The organism is Ruegeria sp. AM1 (assembly GCF_056540745.1).
Genome location: NZ_JBQFXH010000007.1, coordinates 25726 through 42217, shown reverse-complemented (window position 1 = coordinate 42217; position 16492 = coordinate 25726). Strand labels below are relative to the sequence as shown.

The 16492-nt window shown below is 58.5% G+C and carries 18 protein-coding genes; 4 read left to right on the top strand and 14 right to left on the bottom strand.

The window, feature by feature from the left end; translation table 11 throughout:
• Positions 1–25: 25 nt before the first annotated feature.
• Together ACR0I7_RS14470 and ACR0I7_RS14465 are read left to right on the top strand one after the other, a co-directional pair.
• Entirely contained in the window at positions 26–1558 is a 1533-nt protein-coding gene (locus tag ACR0I7_RS14470) for an ATP-dependent DNA helicase (protein ID WP_480512215.1), read from the top strand.
• Positions 1555–2283 (top strand): SDR family oxidoreductase, encoded by a 729-nt coding sequence (locus ACR0I7_RS14465; RefSeq protein ID WP_480512213.1) that lies wholly within the window; start codon positions 1555–1557, stop codon positions 2281–2283. Before ACR0I7_RS14470 ends, ACR0I7_RS14465 begins: the two co-directional genes overlap by 4 nt.
• Positions 2284–2286: 3 nt before the next feature.
• Here the strand turns inward: ACR0I7_RS14465 and ACR0I7_RS14460 are convergent, their stop codons facing one another.
• From ACR0I7_RS14460 to ACR0I7_RS14400, 13 genes are all read right to left on the bottom strand, one after another.
• Positions 2287–3051: a TIGR02186 family protein gene (locus ACR0I7_RS14460; protein WP_480512211.1), complete on the bottom strand. Its 765-nt coding sequence runs from the start codon at positions 3049–3051 to the stop codon at positions 2287–2289.
• A 1-nt stretch (position 3052) separates the two neighbouring features.
• Positions 3053–3973, bottom strand: a complete 921-nt coding sequence (locus ACR0I7_RS14455) for a sulfite exporter TauE/SafE family protein (RefSeq protein WP_480512209.1) — start codon at positions 3971–3973, stop codon at positions 3053–3055.
• Positions 3974–4332: 359 nt separating this feature from the next.
• Positions 4333–5343, bottom strand: a complete 1011-nt coding sequence (locus ACR0I7_RS14450; RefSeq protein ID WP_480512207.1) for an ABC transporter permease — start codon at positions 5341–5343, stop codon at positions 4333–4335.
• Complete coding sequence (locus tag ACR0I7_RS14445) at positions 5343–6437, bottom strand: ABC transporter permease (protein ID WP_480512205.1); 1095 nt, start codon at positions 6435–6437, stop codon at positions 5343–5345. Before ACR0I7_RS14445 ends, ACR0I7_RS14450 begins: the two co-directional genes overlap by 1 nt.
• Positions 6438–6440: 3 nt before the next feature.
• Positions 6441–7970, bottom strand: coding sequence for an ABC transporter ATP-binding protein (locus tag ACR0I7_RS14440; protein ID WP_480512203.1), 1530 nt, complete (start codon positions 7968–7970; stop codon positions 6441–6443).
• A 93-nt stretch (positions 7971–8063) separates the two neighbouring features.
• Positions 8064–9062, bottom strand: a complete 999-nt coding sequence (locus ACR0I7_RS14435; RefSeq protein ID WP_480512201.1) for a BMP family lipoprotein — start codon at positions 9060–9062, stop codon at positions 8064–8066.
• Positions 9063–9220: 158 nt separating this feature from the next.
• Entirely contained in the window at positions 9221–9634 is a 414-nt protein-coding gene (locus ACR0I7_RS14430; RefSeq protein WP_480512199.1) for a GNAT family N-acetyltransferase, read from the bottom strand.
• Positions 9631–10308, bottom strand: a complete 678-nt coding sequence (gene tsaB, locus ACR0I7_RS14425; RefSeq protein WP_480512197.1) for a tRNA (adenosine(37)-N6)-threonylcarbamoyltransferase complex dimerization subunit type 1 TsaB — start codon at positions 10306–10308, stop codon at positions 9631–9633. The genes ACR0I7_RS14430 and tsaB overlap by 4 nt, the downstream gene beginning before the upstream one ends.
• Positions 10298–10861 carry a NifU family protein gene (locus tag ACR0I7_RS14420; RefSeq protein WP_480512195.1) on the bottom strand — a complete coding sequence of 188 codons (564 nt, stop codon included), beginning with the start codon at positions 10859–10861 and terminating at the stop codon, positions 10298–10300. The genes tsaB and ACR0I7_RS14420 overlap by 11 nt, the downstream gene beginning before the upstream one ends.
• A gap of 69 nt (positions 10862–10930) precedes the next feature.
• Complete coding sequence (locus tag ACR0I7_RS14415) at positions 10931–11524, bottom strand: DsbA family protein (RefSeq protein WP_480512193.1); 594 nt, start codon at positions 11522–11524, stop codon at positions 10931–10933.
• Positions 11525–11534: 10 nt separating this feature from the next.
• Complete coding sequence (locus tag ACR0I7_RS14410; protein WP_480512191.1) at positions 11535–11990, bottom strand: universal stress protein; 456 nt, start codon at positions 11988–11990, stop codon at positions 11535–11537.
• A 75-nt stretch (positions 11991–12065) separates the two neighbouring features.
• Positions 12066–12929, bottom strand: a complete 864-nt coding sequence (locus tag ACR0I7_RS14405; protein ID WP_480512189.1) for a branched-chain amino acid aminotransferase — start codon at positions 12927–12929, stop codon at positions 12066–12068.
• Between the two features lie 58 nt (positions 12930–12987).
• The gene (locus ACR0I7_RS14400) at positions 12988–13449 is read right to left on the bottom strand and encodes an Lrp/AsnC family transcriptional regulator (protein WP_480512187.1); all 462 of its coding nucleotides are present in this window, start codon (positions 13447–13449) and stop codon (positions 12988–12990) included.
• A 129-nt stretch (positions 13450–13578) separates the two neighbouring features.
• On the opposite strand from ACR0I7_RS14400, the gene ACR0I7_RS14395 reads away from it, so the two are divergent.
• Positions 13579–14628 (top strand): Glu/Leu/Phe/Val family dehydrogenase, encoded by a 1050-nt coding sequence (locus ACR0I7_RS14395; RefSeq protein WP_480512185.1) that lies wholly within the window; start codon positions 13579–13581, stop codon positions 14626–14628.
• Between the two features lie 61 nt (positions 14629–14689).
• Here ACR0I7_RS14395 and trpS read toward each other — a convergent pair whose 3' ends face one another.
• Entirely contained in the window at positions 14690–15718 is a 1029-nt protein-coding gene (trpS, locus tag ACR0I7_RS14390; RefSeq protein WP_480512183.1) for a tryptophan--tRNA ligase, read from the bottom strand.
• 85 nt (positions 15719–15803) lie between these two features.
• Here trpS and ACR0I7_RS14385 point away from each other — a divergent pair, with 85 nt between their 5' ends.
• Positions 15804–16490, top strand: a complete 687-nt coding sequence (locus tag ACR0I7_RS14385) for a rhomboid family intramembrane serine protease (RefSeq protein ID WP_480512181.1) — start codon at positions 15804–15806, stop codon at positions 16488–16490.
• Positions 16491–16492 lie beyond the last annotated feature (2 nt).

Sequence of the window (16492 nt, the reverse complement as noted above, 5' to 3'; positions counted from 1 at the left end):
TGGCGCGGCGCTGTAGGGTCGCGCCATGTCCTTGCCCCAAGTCACCTTTTCCGAAGATCAGGCCGCCGCGTTTGATAGCATCGCTGAGATGCTGCGCTCTGCAGGTGTCGACCTTGAAGACGACGCGCTGCTCAAGCTGCCCGGCACCGGAAAATCGGGGGTGATGGCGGTGATCGGCAAGGCCGGGTCCGGCAAAACGCTGTTGCTAGCCGAGCTTTATAAGGCGCTGGCCGAAACGGGCGTCAACCTTGTCTCGGGCGATTTCGAAAGCCGCAAATCGCGGGACAAACGCAGTCTTGCCATTCTGGCGCCCACCAACAAGGCGGCCAGTGTTCTGCGCTTGCGCGGTGTGCCTGCCACAACCATTCACCGCATTCTTTATACGCCGGTCTATGATCCAGAATATGAGCGCATCGCGGAATGGCTGGCGGGCAATGATGAACGGCCCGAGATCGAAGGTCTGACGGACGAGGCGCTGGACCGCGCCGCAGCCTTCTATGCCAACAACAAATCCATACCCGGCGCATTGGCTGCCGCCGGTCTGCGCGGGTCGGATTTCATTACCGGTTGGAAACGCCGTGACGAACCGCTTGATATCGGCTTTGTCGATGAGGCCTCGATGCTGGACGACCGCCAGTTCGAAGATCTGAAGGAGATTTTCCCAACACTTTTGCTGTTTGGTGATCCGGCTCAGCTGGCTCCGGTCAATCAGTCCGGTTCCATGGTGTTTGAAACGCTACCCGAGCCGCGCAAGCTGACCCTGCATCGGGTTCACAGGCAGGACGCGGACAATCCGATTTTGGACCTGGCGCATGCTCTGGCAGACCCGGACATGGGTTTTGAGGATTTTGAGCGTCTGGTCGAACACACGGCCCGCAAGGATGACCGCGTCGTCTGGGGGCAACGGGTCGAGGTCGACCTGATGGCCCGTAGCCCGGTCCTGGTATGGCGCAACGCAACCCGCATACGTTTGATCCAGGCGTTCCGAAGTGTGCATGGCGCACCCGAGACCGAGTTGCTGGAAGGCGAGCCGCTGATCTGCGACGGGATCGAGCTGCCCATAAAGCATCGCAAAAAGCGTCTGGATCTTGAGGCGCGCGGTCTGATCAAAGGGGCACAGGTCGTCTATCTTGGTCCCGGGCGCAAGCCCGGTTTCTCGCGCTTGCACGTAATGGGGGCCGAAGACCCGCAGGTCAGCGCTGCGTCGATTGTTCAGATCGAAAAGCCAGATGAGGAAGAGCCCTTTATTCCCTATGCAGCCCGTATGGGGGCCACGTTTTTGCACGGGGCTGCCGTGACGATCCACAAGGCTCAAGGATCGCAATGGGATACGGTTCAGGTCTTTGCCCCGGATATCTATGCCGCTGCCCGAATGGGGCGGAGTGAGGCTGGCCAACCCTTGTGGAAACGTCTGGCCTATGTCGCCATCACCCGCGCACAAGAACGTTTGATCTGGGTCGTGCGCAACCGCTTGTCCAAGCCGACGCATCCGCTGCGTGTGGATGATCTACGCGCGGTTCCTGCGGTATCGCTGAGACTGGAGGCGGAAGAGACATGAAGACCATCATCGTGACAGGGGCCAGTTCGGGTATTGGCCGCGCAACCGCTGAACTGTTCCTGCGTGAAGGCTGGACCGTTGGCGTGCTGGCGCGCAGCGCCGATGCGCTGGACGAGATGGCCGAGGCGCATAAAAGAGCGATCCCGCTGGTCGCGGATGTTACCGATCCCATTGCCGTTGCCCGCGCCTTTCGAACCTTTGCCAACCGGGCAGACCGATTGGATGTTTTGTTCAACAATGCAGGTGTTTTTGCACCCGGTGGCACCATTGATGAGATTGCGCTTGAGGATTGGTATCAAACCGTCAACGTAAACCTGAACGGCATGTTCCTCTGCGCACGTGAAGCATTTCGGACCATGCGGAACCAGACGCCGCAGGGCGGGAGGATTATCAACAACGGTTCAATTGCGGCCTATGTGCCGCGCCCCAACTCGGTGCATTATACCGCGACCAAGCACGCGATCACCGGGCTTACGCGCAGCCTGTCACTGGATGGGCGCGACCTGGGTATTGCCTGTGGACAGATCGACATCGGCAATGCCCGAACGCCGATGGTGCAGGGTCTTGTTGAGACGGCGATTGCCAACGGGCAGGATCCCGATCCAACAATGGATGTGGCGGATGCCGCTCGGTCCGTTCTTCACATGGCCAATCTGCCGACTGAGGCAAATGTCCAGTTTATGACGGTTATGGCGACAACCATGCCTTACATCGGGCGGGGGTAGCGATTAACGCTCGCGCAGCAGCCGGAATGCGGTTGATGCGGCCCACCCGGCCGAGATCGCGATGACCAGAGACATCAGGCCGTACCAGACGGGCTGTTCGCGTGACATCGCGTACAAAATCCGTTCCAAGCCAACCTTGCGGACATCAATGCTTGTCTCAAAATGTGAGATAACCTTGCCTTCGCGAGTCAGAAAGATGCGCGCCTGATAGTCACCTTCGGTCAGATCGGCGGGCATATCAATCGAGGTGCGGAACAAAGTCTGCTCATCCACTGCCACTGTATTTTCGCGTAGCGAATACAAGCCTTCATCTTCGCGGATGCGGATGACGGCTTCGGTGAATTCCTGCGCGCTCTGGATATGCATCGCAGCTCCGACTGAGCGGATGGCCCGTTCAACCGAGATACGATAGCGCAAGTCTTCGGTTTCCGTGAGGATGTCACCAAATGGCGCGCTGGTGGCAACCGCATAAAAGCTGGGCGCGGAATCCACCTCGACACTGTCGGTATTGACCCAAATGCCAAATTTCTTTTCCTTGCGCCGCACCGTTACGGGCTCTGACGGTCCCACAACAGAAACGATGACTTCAAGCGGTGGGCCCTCGGGAATCGGCGCTTCGCGTTTGACCGCGCCGAAGATCAGAATTTCAGAACCGTCGAAATCCGCGGTAATGGCAACGCGGTCCTGGCTGAGGCCAAGAACGACCTGTTCATCTGCCGCAAAGGCTGGCGTGCACAGCAGGCAGAAGGCGGCAATCAAGCGCAACATCTCAGTGCCCTCCTGCGTCGCCAAGCGAGAACAGCTCGGTCGGTTGCAACAGCAAGTCCAGCGCCAGTTTTCCGCAGACAACCAATACCAGAGCAGCCAGCAAAACGCGCAGCTGCTCGGCAGGCATCCGAGCGCCGATGACGGTACCGATCTGGGCCCCGACAACGCCACCTACAAGCAGCAGCACCGCAAGCACCACGTCGACCGTATAGTTTGTCGTAGCGTGCAGCATGGTGGTGAAAGCGGTTACAAAGATGATCTGAAATAACGAGGTTCCGACCACTACCTTAGTGGGCATGCCCAATAGATAAATCATGGCGGGCACCATGATGAAACCACCGCCAACACCCATGATGGCCGACAAAATGCCAACAAACAGCCCCACCACCAGCGGCGGAATAACCGAGATATAAAGACCCGATGTCCGAAAGCGCATTTTGAATGGCATGGCATGAACCCAGCCACGTTGACGTCTTTTGGGCGGTCCGGCGTCTGCCCGACGAGACTTACGCAGGGCGTTCAGGCTTTCGACAAACATCAGGCTGCCGATCACGCCAAGAAAGACCACGTAGCAGAGTTTAACCAGCAGATCGACCTGGCCCAGACTTTTGAGATAGTTGAACACAACCACCCCGAGCGCCGCGCCGATCAGCCCCCCGATCAACAGAACCGTTCCCATTCGAAGATCCACGGTCTTGCGTCGAAAATGCGCCAGCACACCCGAAAAGGATGAGGCGACAATCTGGTTTGCTTCGGTCGCAACCGCAACCGCGGGTGGAATGCCAATGAAGAACAACAGCGGGGTCATCAAAAAACCGCCGCCTACGCCAAACATTCCGGAAAGGATTCCCACCATTCCGCCCAGGCCAAACAGCAGAAAGGCGTTTACAGAAACTTCGGCTATCGGGAGATATATTTGCATGGCGTTTTCTAGACGAGTCTGGCTGCGCCACGCAATGCGCCATTACGACCCCAACAGTAAAGTCGGGGTGACATGCGGCGAAACGCGGGCTGTTTGCGAGTAAAGTCAGTGATGAAACCGGATGTGCCCCGAATGACACGCATTGTAAAAGGCCTCCCGGCTTAGCTAGTGAATTTTGGCTTGTGAATGTGAGTTGCCCAACATCGGCAGTGACCCGTTCTAACTTTTACGGGTCGATAACACCTCCGCTGAGGGCGGGACACATGGATACCCCTTTAGAGCGGGTGCAGCATGCAAAATCAACTCTGCATGCTGCTTCGCAGCGAACAGGACTGAAACACTCTTCGAAACTGGACCTATCAGCGTTCCTTTACATAGGGTTCGCCACCGGCGCGCGGCGGAATGGCTTTGCCGACGAAACCCGCCAGAATCACCACAGTCAGGATATAGGGCAGTGCGTCCATAACCTGTACAGGGATCACTACACCGCCCAGATCGATGTTCTGGAACCGCAATGCGATGGCCTGAAGCAGACCGAACAGCAAACAGGCCCACATCGCGTGCCAGGGCCGCCATTTGGCGAAAATGAGCGCGGCCAGCGCGATAAAGCCGCGGCCAGCGGTCATTTCTTTAACAAAACCGGCCTGAAGCGCGGTGGCCAGATATGCACCTGCAATCCCGCACAATACGCCGCAGATCGCGACAGCCGCATAGCGCAGCCCGACCACCGAGACGCCAGCGGTATCGACTGCCGCGGGGTTCTCACCCACCGCCCGCAGACGTAGGCCAAATCGGGTGCGGAACAGAATCCACCACGTGAGCGGCACCATCAGGAATGCCGCATATACCAGCACTGAATGCCCCGATAACAGCTCAGAATAGACCAAATTCAAGACACTGGCATCCGACATCAGATCAGAGACCGAGCGCCCGGTTGCTTCGGCATCGCCGGGGCCGATGGCCGCGGGAAACTCCACCGGTTCGAATCGTCCGCCGCCAAACAGGGATGGGGTGCGCCCCCCCTGCTGGAACCAGTCTTGCGCGATCAGGACAGTCATACCGGATGCAAGGAAGTTGATCGCGACCCCCGATATCAATTGGTTGCCACGGAACGTGATCGAAGCCAACCCGTGCAGGCCGGACAGGACGAGCGAGGCCGCAATGCCAGCCAGCAGACCCAGCCAAACAGACCCCGTAACCGCCGCAACGGCGGCTGAGAAGAAGGCCGACATCAGCATCTTGCCTTCGAGGCCGATATCGAAAATCCCAGCGCGTTCTGAGTAGAGCCCGGCAAGGCACGCCAGCAAAAGCGGCGTCGCAAGACGAATGGTCGAGTCGAGAACCTGGATAAGCGTAACGAGGGATTCCATTATTTTGGCTCCTTCCGCAAACCGAGGAAGAGTTTCTCAAGCGGTATCCTGACCATATTGTCGAGCGCGCCGGTAAACAGGATGACCAGCGCCTGAATGACGACGATCAGCTCGCGCGGGATCGAAGTCCACAGCGCCAGCTCGGCCCCTCCCTGATAGAGAAAACCAAACAGGATGGCGGCCAAGAACACCCCAAACGGGTGCGAACGGCCCATAAGCGCCACGGCGATGCCGATAAAGCCCGCGCCTTCGGTTGAGTTCAGCACCAGTCGCTCGGCCTCGCCCATGACGTTGTTGATGGCCATCAATCCCGCCAAAGCGCCCGAGATCAACATCGCGATGATGGTAATACGGACCGGTGAGATGCCCGCATAGACGGCGCCGGTCTCGGAATGTCCGTAGGCGCGGATCTCATACCCCAGACGGGTCCGCCAGATCAGCGCCCAGACCACCACACAGGCCAGCAACGCAACAAAGAACGAGATATTGGCCGGAGCCCCCCGGAACATCACGTTCTCGGCCGTCGAAAACATCGACTGGAACGTGGGCAGATGCACGGTTTCGGCGAAACGTGCGGTGGCCGGATCCTGTGAACCTTGCGGGCGCATCACATTGACCAGCATATAATTCAGCAAGGCGGCAGCGATAAAGTTGAACATGATCGTGGTGATAACGATATGGCTGCCGCGTTTGGCCTGCAGATACGCCGGAATGGCAGCCCATGCTGCGCCAAAGATCATTGATGCGGCACAGGCCGCCAACAGCGCGATACTCCAATGCGGCCAGGGGACGTATAGGCAAACGATAGCAACGCCCAGCCCGCCCAGCATTGCCTGTCCCTCACCGCCGATGTTGAAAAGCCGCGCGTGAAAGGCGACGGCCACCGCCAGGCCGGTAAACATGAAGTTCGTGGCATAATAGAGCGTGTATCCCCAGCCATAGGTCGACCCGAGGGCGCCTGTGACCATCAGGTTGACAGCCTCAATCGGGTCTTCGCCGATCGCGAGGATTACGATTGCCGATAGAATTGTCGCCAATAGCAGGCTGATCACTGGGATAAGCACGACATCGGCCCATTTGGGCATTTTTTCCATTGGTCAGGCGGCCTCTCCTGCAACACCTGCCATCAGCAGGCCCAGTTCTTTTTCGTCAGTTTCATGCGGCAGACGCTCGCCCATGATATGTCCGTCAAACATCACCGCAATCCGGTCGGACAACGAGAAAATTTCTTCCAGTTCAACCGAAACCAGCAGAATTGCTTTGCCCTGATCGCGTAGCGCGACGATCTGTTTGTGAATGAACTCAATCGCGCCGATATCCACACCGCGGGTGGGTTGACCAACCAGCAACAGGTCCGGATTGCGCTCGATTTCGCGTGCGACGACGATTTTCTGCTGGTTACCGCCAGAAAAGCTCTTGGCTGTCAGCCATGCGTTCGGCGGCCTGACGTCGAATTTCTCGATCTTGGCCTCGGTATCGGCGCGCAGCGCGGCATTGTCCATGAAAATCCCGCGTTTGTAGGCCGGATCCCGGTGGTATCCGAAGGCCACATTTTCCCAGGCATGGAAGTCCATGATCAGACCTTCGCGCTGGCGATCCTCGGGCACATGGGCGATGTGTTGCGCGCGCCGGGCCTGCCCGTCTGACCCTGCACCGCTGAGTGCCAAAGGCGTCCCGTTCAGCTTTATCTGACCCTGGCCGGGATGCATTCCGCCCAGCACTTCCAGCAGTTCCGACTGACCATTGCCTGCAACGCCCGCGATGCCGACGATTTCGCCGGCCCGCACGGTCAGGTCGATGCCTTTGACCCGCTCGACCCCAGCAGAATCAAAGACGCGCAGGTTTTCGATTTCCAGAATCGGGTCACCCGGTTTTGCAGGCACTTTATCGACCTGCAGCAGAACCTTGCGGCCGACCATCAGCTCGGCCAGCTCTTCGGGGCTGGTCTCTGCGGTTTTGACGGTCGCCGTCATTTCTCCGCGCCGCATCACCGATACCGTATCGGTGTTTTCCATGATCTCACGCAGCTTGTGGGTGATGACGATGATTGTCTTACCCTCAGACCGCAGCCGGTCGAGGATGCGGAACAACTGATCGGCCTCAGCCGGGGTCAACACGCCGGTGGGTTCGTCCAGAATCAGAATTTCAGCTTTGCGATACAGCGCCTTGAGGATTTCGACCCGTTGTTGCATCCCGACGCCGATCTCGTCGATGCGTTTGTCCGGGTCGACGAACAGCTCGTATTCTTCCTCAAGCTCTTTCAGCTCTTTGCGCGCCTTGGTCAGGGAAGGGGCCAGTAGCCCGCCATCTTCGGCGCCCAGAACGATGTTTTCAAGTACGGTAAAGTTCTCGACCAGCTTGAAATGCTGAAAGACCATGCCGATACCAGCGGCAATCGCAGCCTGGCTGTCGGGAATGTCGGTTCTGGTTCCGTTGATCCAGATTTCACCTTTGTCGGCTTTGTAAAAACCGTAAAGAATGCTCATCAGCGTGGATTTGCCTGCGCCGTTTTCACCGATGATCCCGTGAATGGTGCCGGGGGCGACGCTGATCGAGATATCCTTGTTGGCCTGAACCGGCCCAAAGGCTTTGGATATCCCTTTAAGCTCAATGGCGGGGACGGTCATGTCTTGTCCTCAATTGCCGAAGGGGCCGTTGGCCGGGGGCCAGAACGGCAGAGTGGGTACGAGGCGGAAGACAAGCTCCCGCCCCGTGAGATATCAGAACTGCAGTGCCGGGCAGCTGTCGTTCTCGTAGTAGCTGACAACGGTTACGTTGCCGTCGATGATTTCCTGACGTGCCTTGTCGACTGCGCCTTTCATGTCATCCGAGATCAGCGAAGCGTTGTTGTCATCCATTGCAACACCAACGCCTTCTTCGGCCAGCCCCATGGCGAAGACGCCAGTTTCAAGGTTCTCACCGGCGCTCATCGCGTCATAGACGGCGACGTCAACACGCTTGAGCATCGAGGTCAGTACCTTGCCCGGGTGCAGGTGGTTTTGGTTGCTGTCCACACCGATCGACAGGATGCCTTCGTCGGCTGCGGTCTGCAGAACACCAACGCCGGTGCCGCCTGCCGCTGCATAGATCACGTCAGCGCCCTGGCTGATCTGCGCCTTGGTCAGCTCGGACCCTTTAACCGGGTCGTTCCACGCGGCCGGGGTGGTGCCGGTCATGTTGGCGACGATGTTGATGTCGGGGTTCACGGCCTTCGCACCTTGTGCGTAGCCACAGCCAAAGTGGCGGATCAGCGGGATGTCCATACCGCCGATGAAACCAACGGTACCGGATTCAGATGCCATCGCGGCCATCATGCCAACCAGATACGAGCCTTCATGTTCAGCAAAGCTGACCTGACGGATATTCGGAGCATCCAGCCAGTTTACGTCCACAGCAACGAATTTGGTTTCCGGATAATCGCCGGCAACGGCGGCCAGCGGATCAGCCATGGCAAAACCCATTGTGATGATCGGGTTTGCACCGGCTTCGGCAAAACGGCGGAGCGCCTGTTCGCGCTGCGCTTCGGATTGCAGCTCGATTTCGCGATAGGTGCCACCAGTCTCTTCTGCCCAACGCGACGCGCCGTTGTGGGCGGCTTCGTTGAACGACTTGTCGAACTTGCCGCCAAGGTCAAAGATCAGCGCGGGTTCGGCAATGGCTGCGCCAGCCGTTAATGCGACCGCGGCTGCGGCGCCCATCAAAGATTTCATCAGGGTCATTTGTTACTCCCGTTGGTTATTGTCGGTCTACGAGCCAAGATAGCCCCGTTTGCCCACTCAGAGCGAGCATAACCGTTGTGATGGCGGGAATTAAGGACGTTTGCAACAGGAAGGGTCAACAGATTTTTTGACCAGATGGTAGAAAAAATGCAATTCCCTCAGGGCAGGGCGCGCTCCATGACGATTGCATCAGCATTTGCGACGGATTCGCGTGAATAATAGCCTTTGCGCCGCCCGCAAGGGCGATATCCACAGCTCTGATACAGAGCAAATGCCGCAGGATTATCCTCGGCAACGTCTAGAAAAGCACGCTCGGCCCCCAGCGCAATCGCGCGGCTGTGCCAGCTCCGCATGCATTTGCGGGCCAATCCCTGGCGCTGAAAGGTGGGGTGAGTCGCGATTGTCAGCAGCTCGGCCTCTCCTGCGATCACCTGAAACAAGGCAAAGGACCAGACGTCTCCGACAATATGGATAAAGTTGCTTTGCAGCAGCTCTGCAAACTCAGCTTCGGACCATGGGCGCGACTGCGTGAACGCTGCTGCATGGGTATCTGCGAGGTCCGAAGGCTTCATTCGTCCAGCAGAACGGGGGGGGAGTCTTTTGACGGCGCAGCGTCAGCCGGACGGACATAAAGCGGTGCCGGCGGCATTGATGGCGGGCCATCGGCCAGTGCGGTCGCCGCGATCCAGGCGATTCGAGATGGCACATCGGTGAGCTTATCAGGAAGGGCTGTGGCGTCGAAAAACCGGACAATTTCGTTTGCCCGATGGCCGATGACAACCATTCCCGGCGACATTTGCAAGTTACGCGGAGGGGCGGTTGGATCGATTTGCGACGGTTTCCCGATTGGTTGACCTCGCCGCATGGGGTGAACGTAAGCCTGTTCACGAGGGGCCGGGAGGCTGACCAACAGTCGGTCCTGCATGTGTTGGTAGGACATGACCTGAAAGCTGGAGACGCCGATGGCAGGGATGTCCAGACCCAGCGCCAGCCCCCGTGCAGCGGATACGGAAATGCGCGTGCCGGTGAAATTTCCGGGGCCGATGCCAACCCCGATCGCATCCAAATCGGACCAGCCCAGTTTGTTCGCGGTCAGGAGGCTTTCGAGTAGTGGCATCAAGGCTTCGGCCTGACCCCGAGCCATCGGAACGATTGTTTCTTGGGCGATCGCGTCATTGCGTAACAAAGCGGCCGCGCAATGCGCGGCCGATGTGTCGAATGCCAGAATCGTTGGGTCAGACCGCAACAGGACGAACCTCGGTCACTTCGGGTATGTAGTGGCGCAGCAGGTTCTCGATCCCCATTTTCAGTGTCAGCGTCGAGGACGGGCAGCCGGCACAGGCCCCCTGCATGTGCAGATAAACGACGCCGCGATCAAAGCCATGAAACGTAATGTCTCCGCCATCTTGTGCAACGGCAGGGCGTACGCGGCTATCCAGCAAATCTTTGATCTGATTGACAACTTCTGCATCTTCTCCGGTGTGTTCCGCATGACCAGAGACGGCGACCGCTTCTGCGCCCATAACAGGTTGGCCGGATTGGAAATGCTCCATCACCGCGCCCAGAATTGCTGGTTTGATGTGATCCCACTGGACGTCGTCCGATTTGGTCACGGTCACGAAGTCATTGCCAAAGAAAACACCGGCTACGCCGCCGACCGTAAAGATGCGTTTGGCCAGCGGAGATTTCTCTGCCGCCTCAGCCGACGGGAAATCCGCTGTACCTGCGTCCAGAACCACCTGACCGGGCAGGAATTTCAGGGTGGCAGGGTTCGGGGTCGATTCGGTCTGAATGAACATGGCGGCGCTCCGTTTCTGTTGATCCAGATATGCGGGCAGGGGGCGGGGAAGTCAAGATTTGGAACGGTTCTAAATTTGGGTGGCCTGTGAAATTGCCAAATCCAGTCGATCATCCCCCCAAAAAAGCGTGTCATTGGCGATAAAGCTGGGCGCGCCGAAAAGGTCCAGTGTTTTTGCCGTCTCAACCTGATTGAACAGCGCGCGCTTGATATCAGCGTTTTGGGCCTGCTCGGAAAAGGCCTTGGGGAGCCCGGCCGCTTTCAGGCAGTCGGCAAGCACCATCATATCCGAAATATCCCGTCCCGCACCAAATTCTGCGTTGTACACCGCGCGGGTGAAACTCGCGCGCTGTTCGGGCGCGTCGATGGCAAGCGCTAGCCGTGCAGCGTTCAGGCTGTTCTGAGGAAAGACTTCGGGGCGCACAAAGGGCAATCCGCGCGCATCGCACAGGCGTTGCATATCGCGCCACATATAGCGCCCCTTTGCCGGATACATATTGAACGGAGAGGTGGTCCACCCCTGTTCCTGAAAGATCGGGCCCAGCAAAAAGGGCTGCCACGCGACGGTGACACCCTGGGCCCGGGCCGCTTCTGTGATGCGCATGGCGCTGAGGTAGGAATAGGTCGAGGCAAAATCGAACCAGAATTGAATTTGCCCGCCCATGCCGCCTGCCTCAGGTGATCTCTTCCAGCTTCTCTTTGCTCAGATCACCGGGAACGATCGTGATCGGGATCGGCAGGCTGCCCGAGCTGCGCGACAATTGCCCGACCAGAGGGCCGGGGCCCTTCTTGTCCGTACCGGCGCCCAGCACAAGCACGCCGATTTCCGGGTCCGCGCGAACATGTTCGATGATCTGAGGAACAGGCTCACCCTCTCGGATGGCAAGTTCGGGCTCGATACCCTGTTTGTCGCGCATCCATTTCGCAAATACTTCGAAATGGGCGTGGATACGTTCGCGCGCCTCTTCGCGCATAACCTCGGCCACTCCGATCCAGTGGTTGAACTCGTCGGGTGGGATAACCGACAATACGGTCACGCCGCCACCTGTATGAGACGCGCGCATCGCAGCAAAACGCATCGCGTTAAGGCATTCGCGGCTGTCATCCAGAACGACTAGGAACTTGCGCATGATTATCCTCGTTGTTTTTCGGGATCATGCCCGAGCATTCGCCTGCTGGCAACTCGGACAAACAGAAGCAATGCTTTAGCGGTTGCTTGCGGCCCAGTCCCAATACAGCGAACGGGCGCGCTGCGCTATGGGGCCAATCTGGTATTGTGTATCGTCCAGCGCCGTGATGGGCGTGACCTTGTTCATGTTGCCGGTCATGAACACCTCATCGGCGGCGTAGAAGTCATCGAAACTCAGGATCGTTTCATGCACGGTCACACCATCCTGACGCAGGTTTTCAATGTGGCGGGCACGGGTGATCCCAGCCAGAAAGGTTCCGTTGGGGGTTGGGGTGAACACTTCTCCGTCGCGCACCATAAAGATGTTGGCGGTGGCGGTTTCGGCCACATGGCCCATCGCATCTGTGACCAGCGCGTTCGAGAACCCCTTCGCCCGCGCCTCTTTCAGCATCCGTGCGTTGTTGGGGTACAGGCATCCGGCCTTGGCGTTCACGACAGCTGATTCCAGGATCGGGCGGCGGAACCGGGTCGAGGTCAGCGTGGCTGAGGTGGTCGCGGCAGCCATCGGAATCTCTTCCAGACAGATGGCAAAGCCGGTGCTGTCTTCCATCGGTACAATTGCGGTCATGTCGCCGTCGATTCCCCAATACATCGGGCGAATGTAAACCGCGGCCTCCGGCGCATAACTTTTCAGCCCGTCTTTGACGATCTCAACCATCTCTTCGACCGCGACAAAGGGCGTCAGCATCAGCGCCTCGGCCGAGCGGTTGACGCGCGCGCAATGCGCGGCCAGATCAGGGGCCATTCCATCAAAATACCGGGCCCCGTCAAAGACAGAGGACCCCAGCCAAGCCCCATGGTCCGCAGCCCGCATAATCGGCGCATCACCGTCATGCCACTGACCTTCGAAATAGGTTCGGATGTTCTTGCCGACTGCCATGGTCTTCTCCTTCACGTCCGGCAAAACCTAGGAGGGTGCGGTGCCGAGGTCCAGCGGATTATGCCCGTGGCAAAGGCAACGCATCGCGTTTCACCATGGTCCGCAGTGCAAAGTTCGAGCGCAGATTTCGTATGCCCGGAATTTTCATCAACCGGTTCTCAAGAAACGCGTCAAAGGCCATCAGATCCTGCGCAATCACGCGCAGCAGGATGTCGCGCGATCCGGTCATCAGATAGCATTCCATCACCTCTTCGCAGCGCCCTATGGCCTTTTCAAAGGCGTCAATGGCAGCGCGATCCTGTTTCTCAAGCTCGACCGAGATGAAAATGATGACGCCAAGCCCCAGCTGTTCCGGGTCGACCTGCGCTGCATAGCCCGTGATCACCCCGTCGTGCTGCAGCCTGTCCAGCCTGCGGGCGCAGGGGGTGGCCGAAAGCCCGACGTGATCCGCCAGATCAATGACAGTCATGCGGCCATCTTTCTGCAGCGCGCGGATAATTTTGCGATCGATCTGATCCATGGTGAATAACTCCAAGCATATGGCCTATCTTAGAGGAAACCGGTGGTGATCCACAGAGGAAAAGCGAGTATTGGCGAAAACCACTCGGAAAGGCATGTCAGAATTGCTCGGAGATTTTGGAGGTAGGTAATGGAAATCAACCCGGTTGAAGCACCAGAGCATGAGCATGTAGTGGAATTCAGAGATGCGGCACACGGGCTGCGGGGGTATATCGCTGTTCATTCAACCCAGTTGGGGCCAGCCGCCGGAGGCGTGCGGATGCGCCCCTATGGCCACGCGGCCGAAGCGCTTGACGACGCGCTGCGCCTGTCGCGGGGGATGACCTATAAGAACGCCGCCGCCGACCTTCCTCTGGGGGGCGGGAAGGCGGTGATCATTGGCGATCCGTCGGCGGATAAATCGCCTGCGTTGATGAAGGCCTTTGGCCGTGCCGTGCAACATATGAATGGCCGTTACTGGACCGCCGAAGACATGGGGATGACACCTGAAGACATGGCCCATATCGGGTCCGAGACCACATTTGTCGCGGGTCTGGCCAAAGGGGATTTTGCCAGTGGCGATCCATCGCCGATTACTGCGGGTGGCATATTCAACGCGATCCGCGTGGTTGCGATGCACCGGTTTGGCACCGCTGAGCTGGCAGGCAAGACCGTTTCTGTGCAGGGCCTGGGCAATGTCGGGTGGCATGTGTGCCAGCTGTTGCACGCCGAAGGGGCAAACCTGATTGTCACCGATATCGACTCGCAACAATCTGCCCGCGCCGCCGCGCAATTCGCGGCAAAACCAGTTGCGCCGGATGCGATCTATGCGGCGGATGCCGATATCTTTGCGCCCTGTGCCATCGGGGGTATTTTGAACGAGACCAGTATTCCGCTGCTCAAAGTTGCGGCTGTTGCGGGCGGGGCAAATAACCAGTTGGCGACCGATGCGGATGCGCAGCGCTTACATGATCGCGGAATTCTCTATGCGCCGGATTTTGTGGCCAATGGCGGCGGCATCGTGAATGTTGCCACCGAAATTCTGCGGGTGGTTGACCGCAAGGCCTGGGTTGATCTTCGCCTGCAAGCGCTGGAGCGGACCATGGATCGTATTCTGACCCGCGCGCAGGTCGAGGCGGTCAGCCCGCATGAGGTTGCCGAGGCCATCGTGCAAGAAGTACTGCGTCCGCAGGCCGCCTAGGCGCGCGCGATAAAAAAACGCCGCCCGGATCAGGGCGGCGTTTGTTGTTTCTGATCGGGTCTCAGGATTTGCCCGGCGCAACCATCCCGACGATCTCATAGGTATCGCGCAGGATCGGCGCTGCGATTGCGCGGGCGCGCTCTGCACCCTTAGCCAGAATGCGATCAATCTCGGCCGGTTCTGCCATCAGACGCACCATTTCCGTCGAGATCGGAGACAGTTTTTCAACCGCCAGTTCAGCCAACATGGGCTTGAACTCGCCAAACTGCTTGCCGCCTACATCGGCCAGAACCTGTTCTGCCGACTGATCGCTCAGCGCGGCGTAGATATTCACCAGATTGCGGGCCTCGGGGCGCTCTGCCAGCCCGTCGACTTCGGACGGTAGGGAATCCGGGTCGGTTTTGGCTTTGCGGACCTTTTTGGCGATGGTGTCTGCGTCATCGGTCATGTTGATGCGGGTCATATCGGATGCGTCCGAAGACGACATTTTCCGGGATCCGTCCCGCAGGTTCATCACGCGCGGCGCAGGGCCACCGATCACAGGTTCTGTCACCGGAAAAAAATCAACACCGTAGTCGTGGTTGAACTTGATCGCAATGTCGCGGGTCAGTTCCAGGTGCTGTTTCTGATCCTCACCCACCGGCACATGCGTGGCATGATAGGTCAGGATATCCGCCGCCATCAGCGCCGGATACGCAAACAACCCCAACGACGCGTTCTGCGCATTCTTGCCCGCCTTGTCCTTGAACTGAGTCATCCGCTGCATCCAGCCCATGCGCGCGATGCAGTTGAAAATCCACGCCAGTTGCGTGTGCTCGGCCACCTGGCTCTGGTTGAACAGGATGGACTTTTCAGGGTCGAGGCCCGCGGCGATAAAGCCCGCGCAGACCTCACGCGTTTTTCCCCGCAACCGGTCAGGGTCTTGCCAGACGGTGATCGCGTGCAGATCGACCATGCAATAGATGGTCTCGAACTCAGGCCCTTGCATATCCACAAAACGCTTGAGCGCACCCAGGTAATTCCCAAGGTGCAGGTTTCCCGAAGGTTGGATGCCGGAAAACACCCGCGGTGTGAACTGGGTTTCGGTCATCGAAGGGAACTCCCGTCTGGAAAAATCAGCCCCCGTCGCTTACCCATGAGGTCAGGGGACGTCAACAGCCGCAAAGGGCCCACAGATGAGCAGTGAGCATTATACGCCACCCGTAAACCCGCTGCCGCCGGTTGTGGTTGCCCTGGTGGTGTTCATCATGGGGATCGAACTGGCGCTGATGTTGGGCAGTCGGGGGATGATCGGCGGACCTCAGGCCGTGGGATGGCGGCTGGACGCGTTGAATCGCTATACGTTTTCCCCGGACGTCTTGTCGTGGATGATACAGACCGGGCGCTGGCCGTTTGAACATGTCATAAGGTTCGTGACCTACCCGTTTGTTTCGGGCAGTTTCACGCAGGCGATCTTTGTCTGTGTCTTTGTGCTGGCCATGGGCAAGATGGTGGCCGAGGTTTTTGGCGGCTTTGCCATGCTGGTGATCTTTGTTGTGTCCGGGATCGGAGGGGCATTGGCCTATGCGCTGCTTCTTGATCCCAGCTACCCTCTGGTTGGCGGGTTTCCACCTGTCTATGGCTTGATTGGCGCGTTTACCTGGCTTTTGTGGCGCAAGCTGTCGCTGGTCGGTGAAAATCAGGCGCGGGCCTTTCAACTGATTGCAGTTTTGATGGGCGTCCAGCTGCTCTTTGGTCTGATTTTTGGCGGCACATCTGACTGGGTTGCTGATCTGGGCGGCTTTGCCACAGGCTTTGGCCTGTCTTTCCTTGTGGCCCCGGGCGGGTGGGCGCGGATTATCGGGCGTATTCGCCGCGACTGAGC

Coding starts and splice junctions, on each gene's coding strand:
- ACR0I7_RS14470 (WP_480512215.1), top strand. CDS start 26: ATGTCCTTGCCCCAAGTCACCTTTTCCGAAGATCAGGCCGCCGCGTTT.
- ACR0I7_RS14465 (WP_480512213.1), top strand. CDS start 1,555: ATGAAGACCATCATCGTGACAGGGGCCAGTTCGGGTATTGGCCGCGCA.
- ACR0I7_RS14460 (WP_480512211.1), bottom strand. CDS start 3,051: ATGTTGCGCTTGATTGCCGCCTTCTGCCTGCTGTGCACGCCAGCCTTT.
- ACR0I7_RS14455 (WP_480512209.1), bottom strand. CDS start 3,973: ATGCAAATATATCTCCCGATAGCCGAAGTTTCTGTAAACGCCTTTCTG.
- ACR0I7_RS14450 (WP_480512207.1), bottom strand. CDS start 5,343: ATGGAATCCCTCGTTACGCTTATCCAGGTTCTCGACTCGACCATTCGT.
- ACR0I7_RS14445 (WP_480512205.1), bottom strand. CDS start 6,437: ATGGAAAAAATGCCCAAATGGGCCGATGTCGTGCTTATCCCAGTGATC.
- ACR0I7_RS14440 (WP_480512203.1), bottom strand. CDS start 7,970: ATGACCGTCCCCGCCATTGAGCTTAAAGGGATATCCAAAGCCTTTGGG.
- ACR0I7_RS14435 (WP_480512201.1), bottom strand. CDS start 9,062: ATGACCCTGATGAAATCTTTGATGGGCGCCGCAGCCGCGGTCGCATTA.
- ACR0I7_RS14430 (WP_480512199.1), bottom strand. CDS start 9,634: ATGAAGCCTTCGGACCTCGCAGATACCCATGCAGCAGCGTTCACGCAG.
- ACR0I7_RS14420 (WP_480512195.1), bottom strand. CDS start 10,861: ATGTTCATTCAGACCGAATCGACCCCGAACCCTGCCACCCTGAAATTC.
- ACR0I7_RS14415 (WP_480512193.1), bottom strand. CDS start 11,524: ATGGGCGGGCAAATTCAATTCTGGTTCGATTTTGCCTCGACCTATTCC.
- ACR0I7_RS14410 (WP_480512191.1), bottom strand. CDS start 11,990: ATGCGCAAGTTCCTAGTCGTTCTGGATGACAGCCGCGAATGCCTTAAC.
- ACR0I7_RS14405 (WP_480512189.1), bottom strand. CDS start 12,929: ATGGCAGTCGGCAAGAACATCCGAACCTATTTCGAAGGTCAGTGGCAT.
- ACR0I7_RS14400 (WP_480512187.1), bottom strand. CDS start 13,449: ATGGATCAGATCGATCGCAAAATTATCCGCGCGCTGCAGAAAGATGGC.
- ACR0I7_RS14395 (WP_480512185.1), top strand. CDS start 13,579: ATGGAAATCAACCCGGTTGAAGCACCAGAGCATGAGCATGTAGTGGAA.
- trpS (WP_480512183.1), bottom strand. CDS start 15,718: ATGACCGAAACCCAGTTCACACCGCGGGTGTTTTCCGGCATCCAACCT.
- ACR0I7_RS14385 (WP_480512181.1), top strand. CDS start 15,804: ATGAGCAGTGAGCATTATACGCCACCCGTAAACCCGCTGCCGCCGGTT.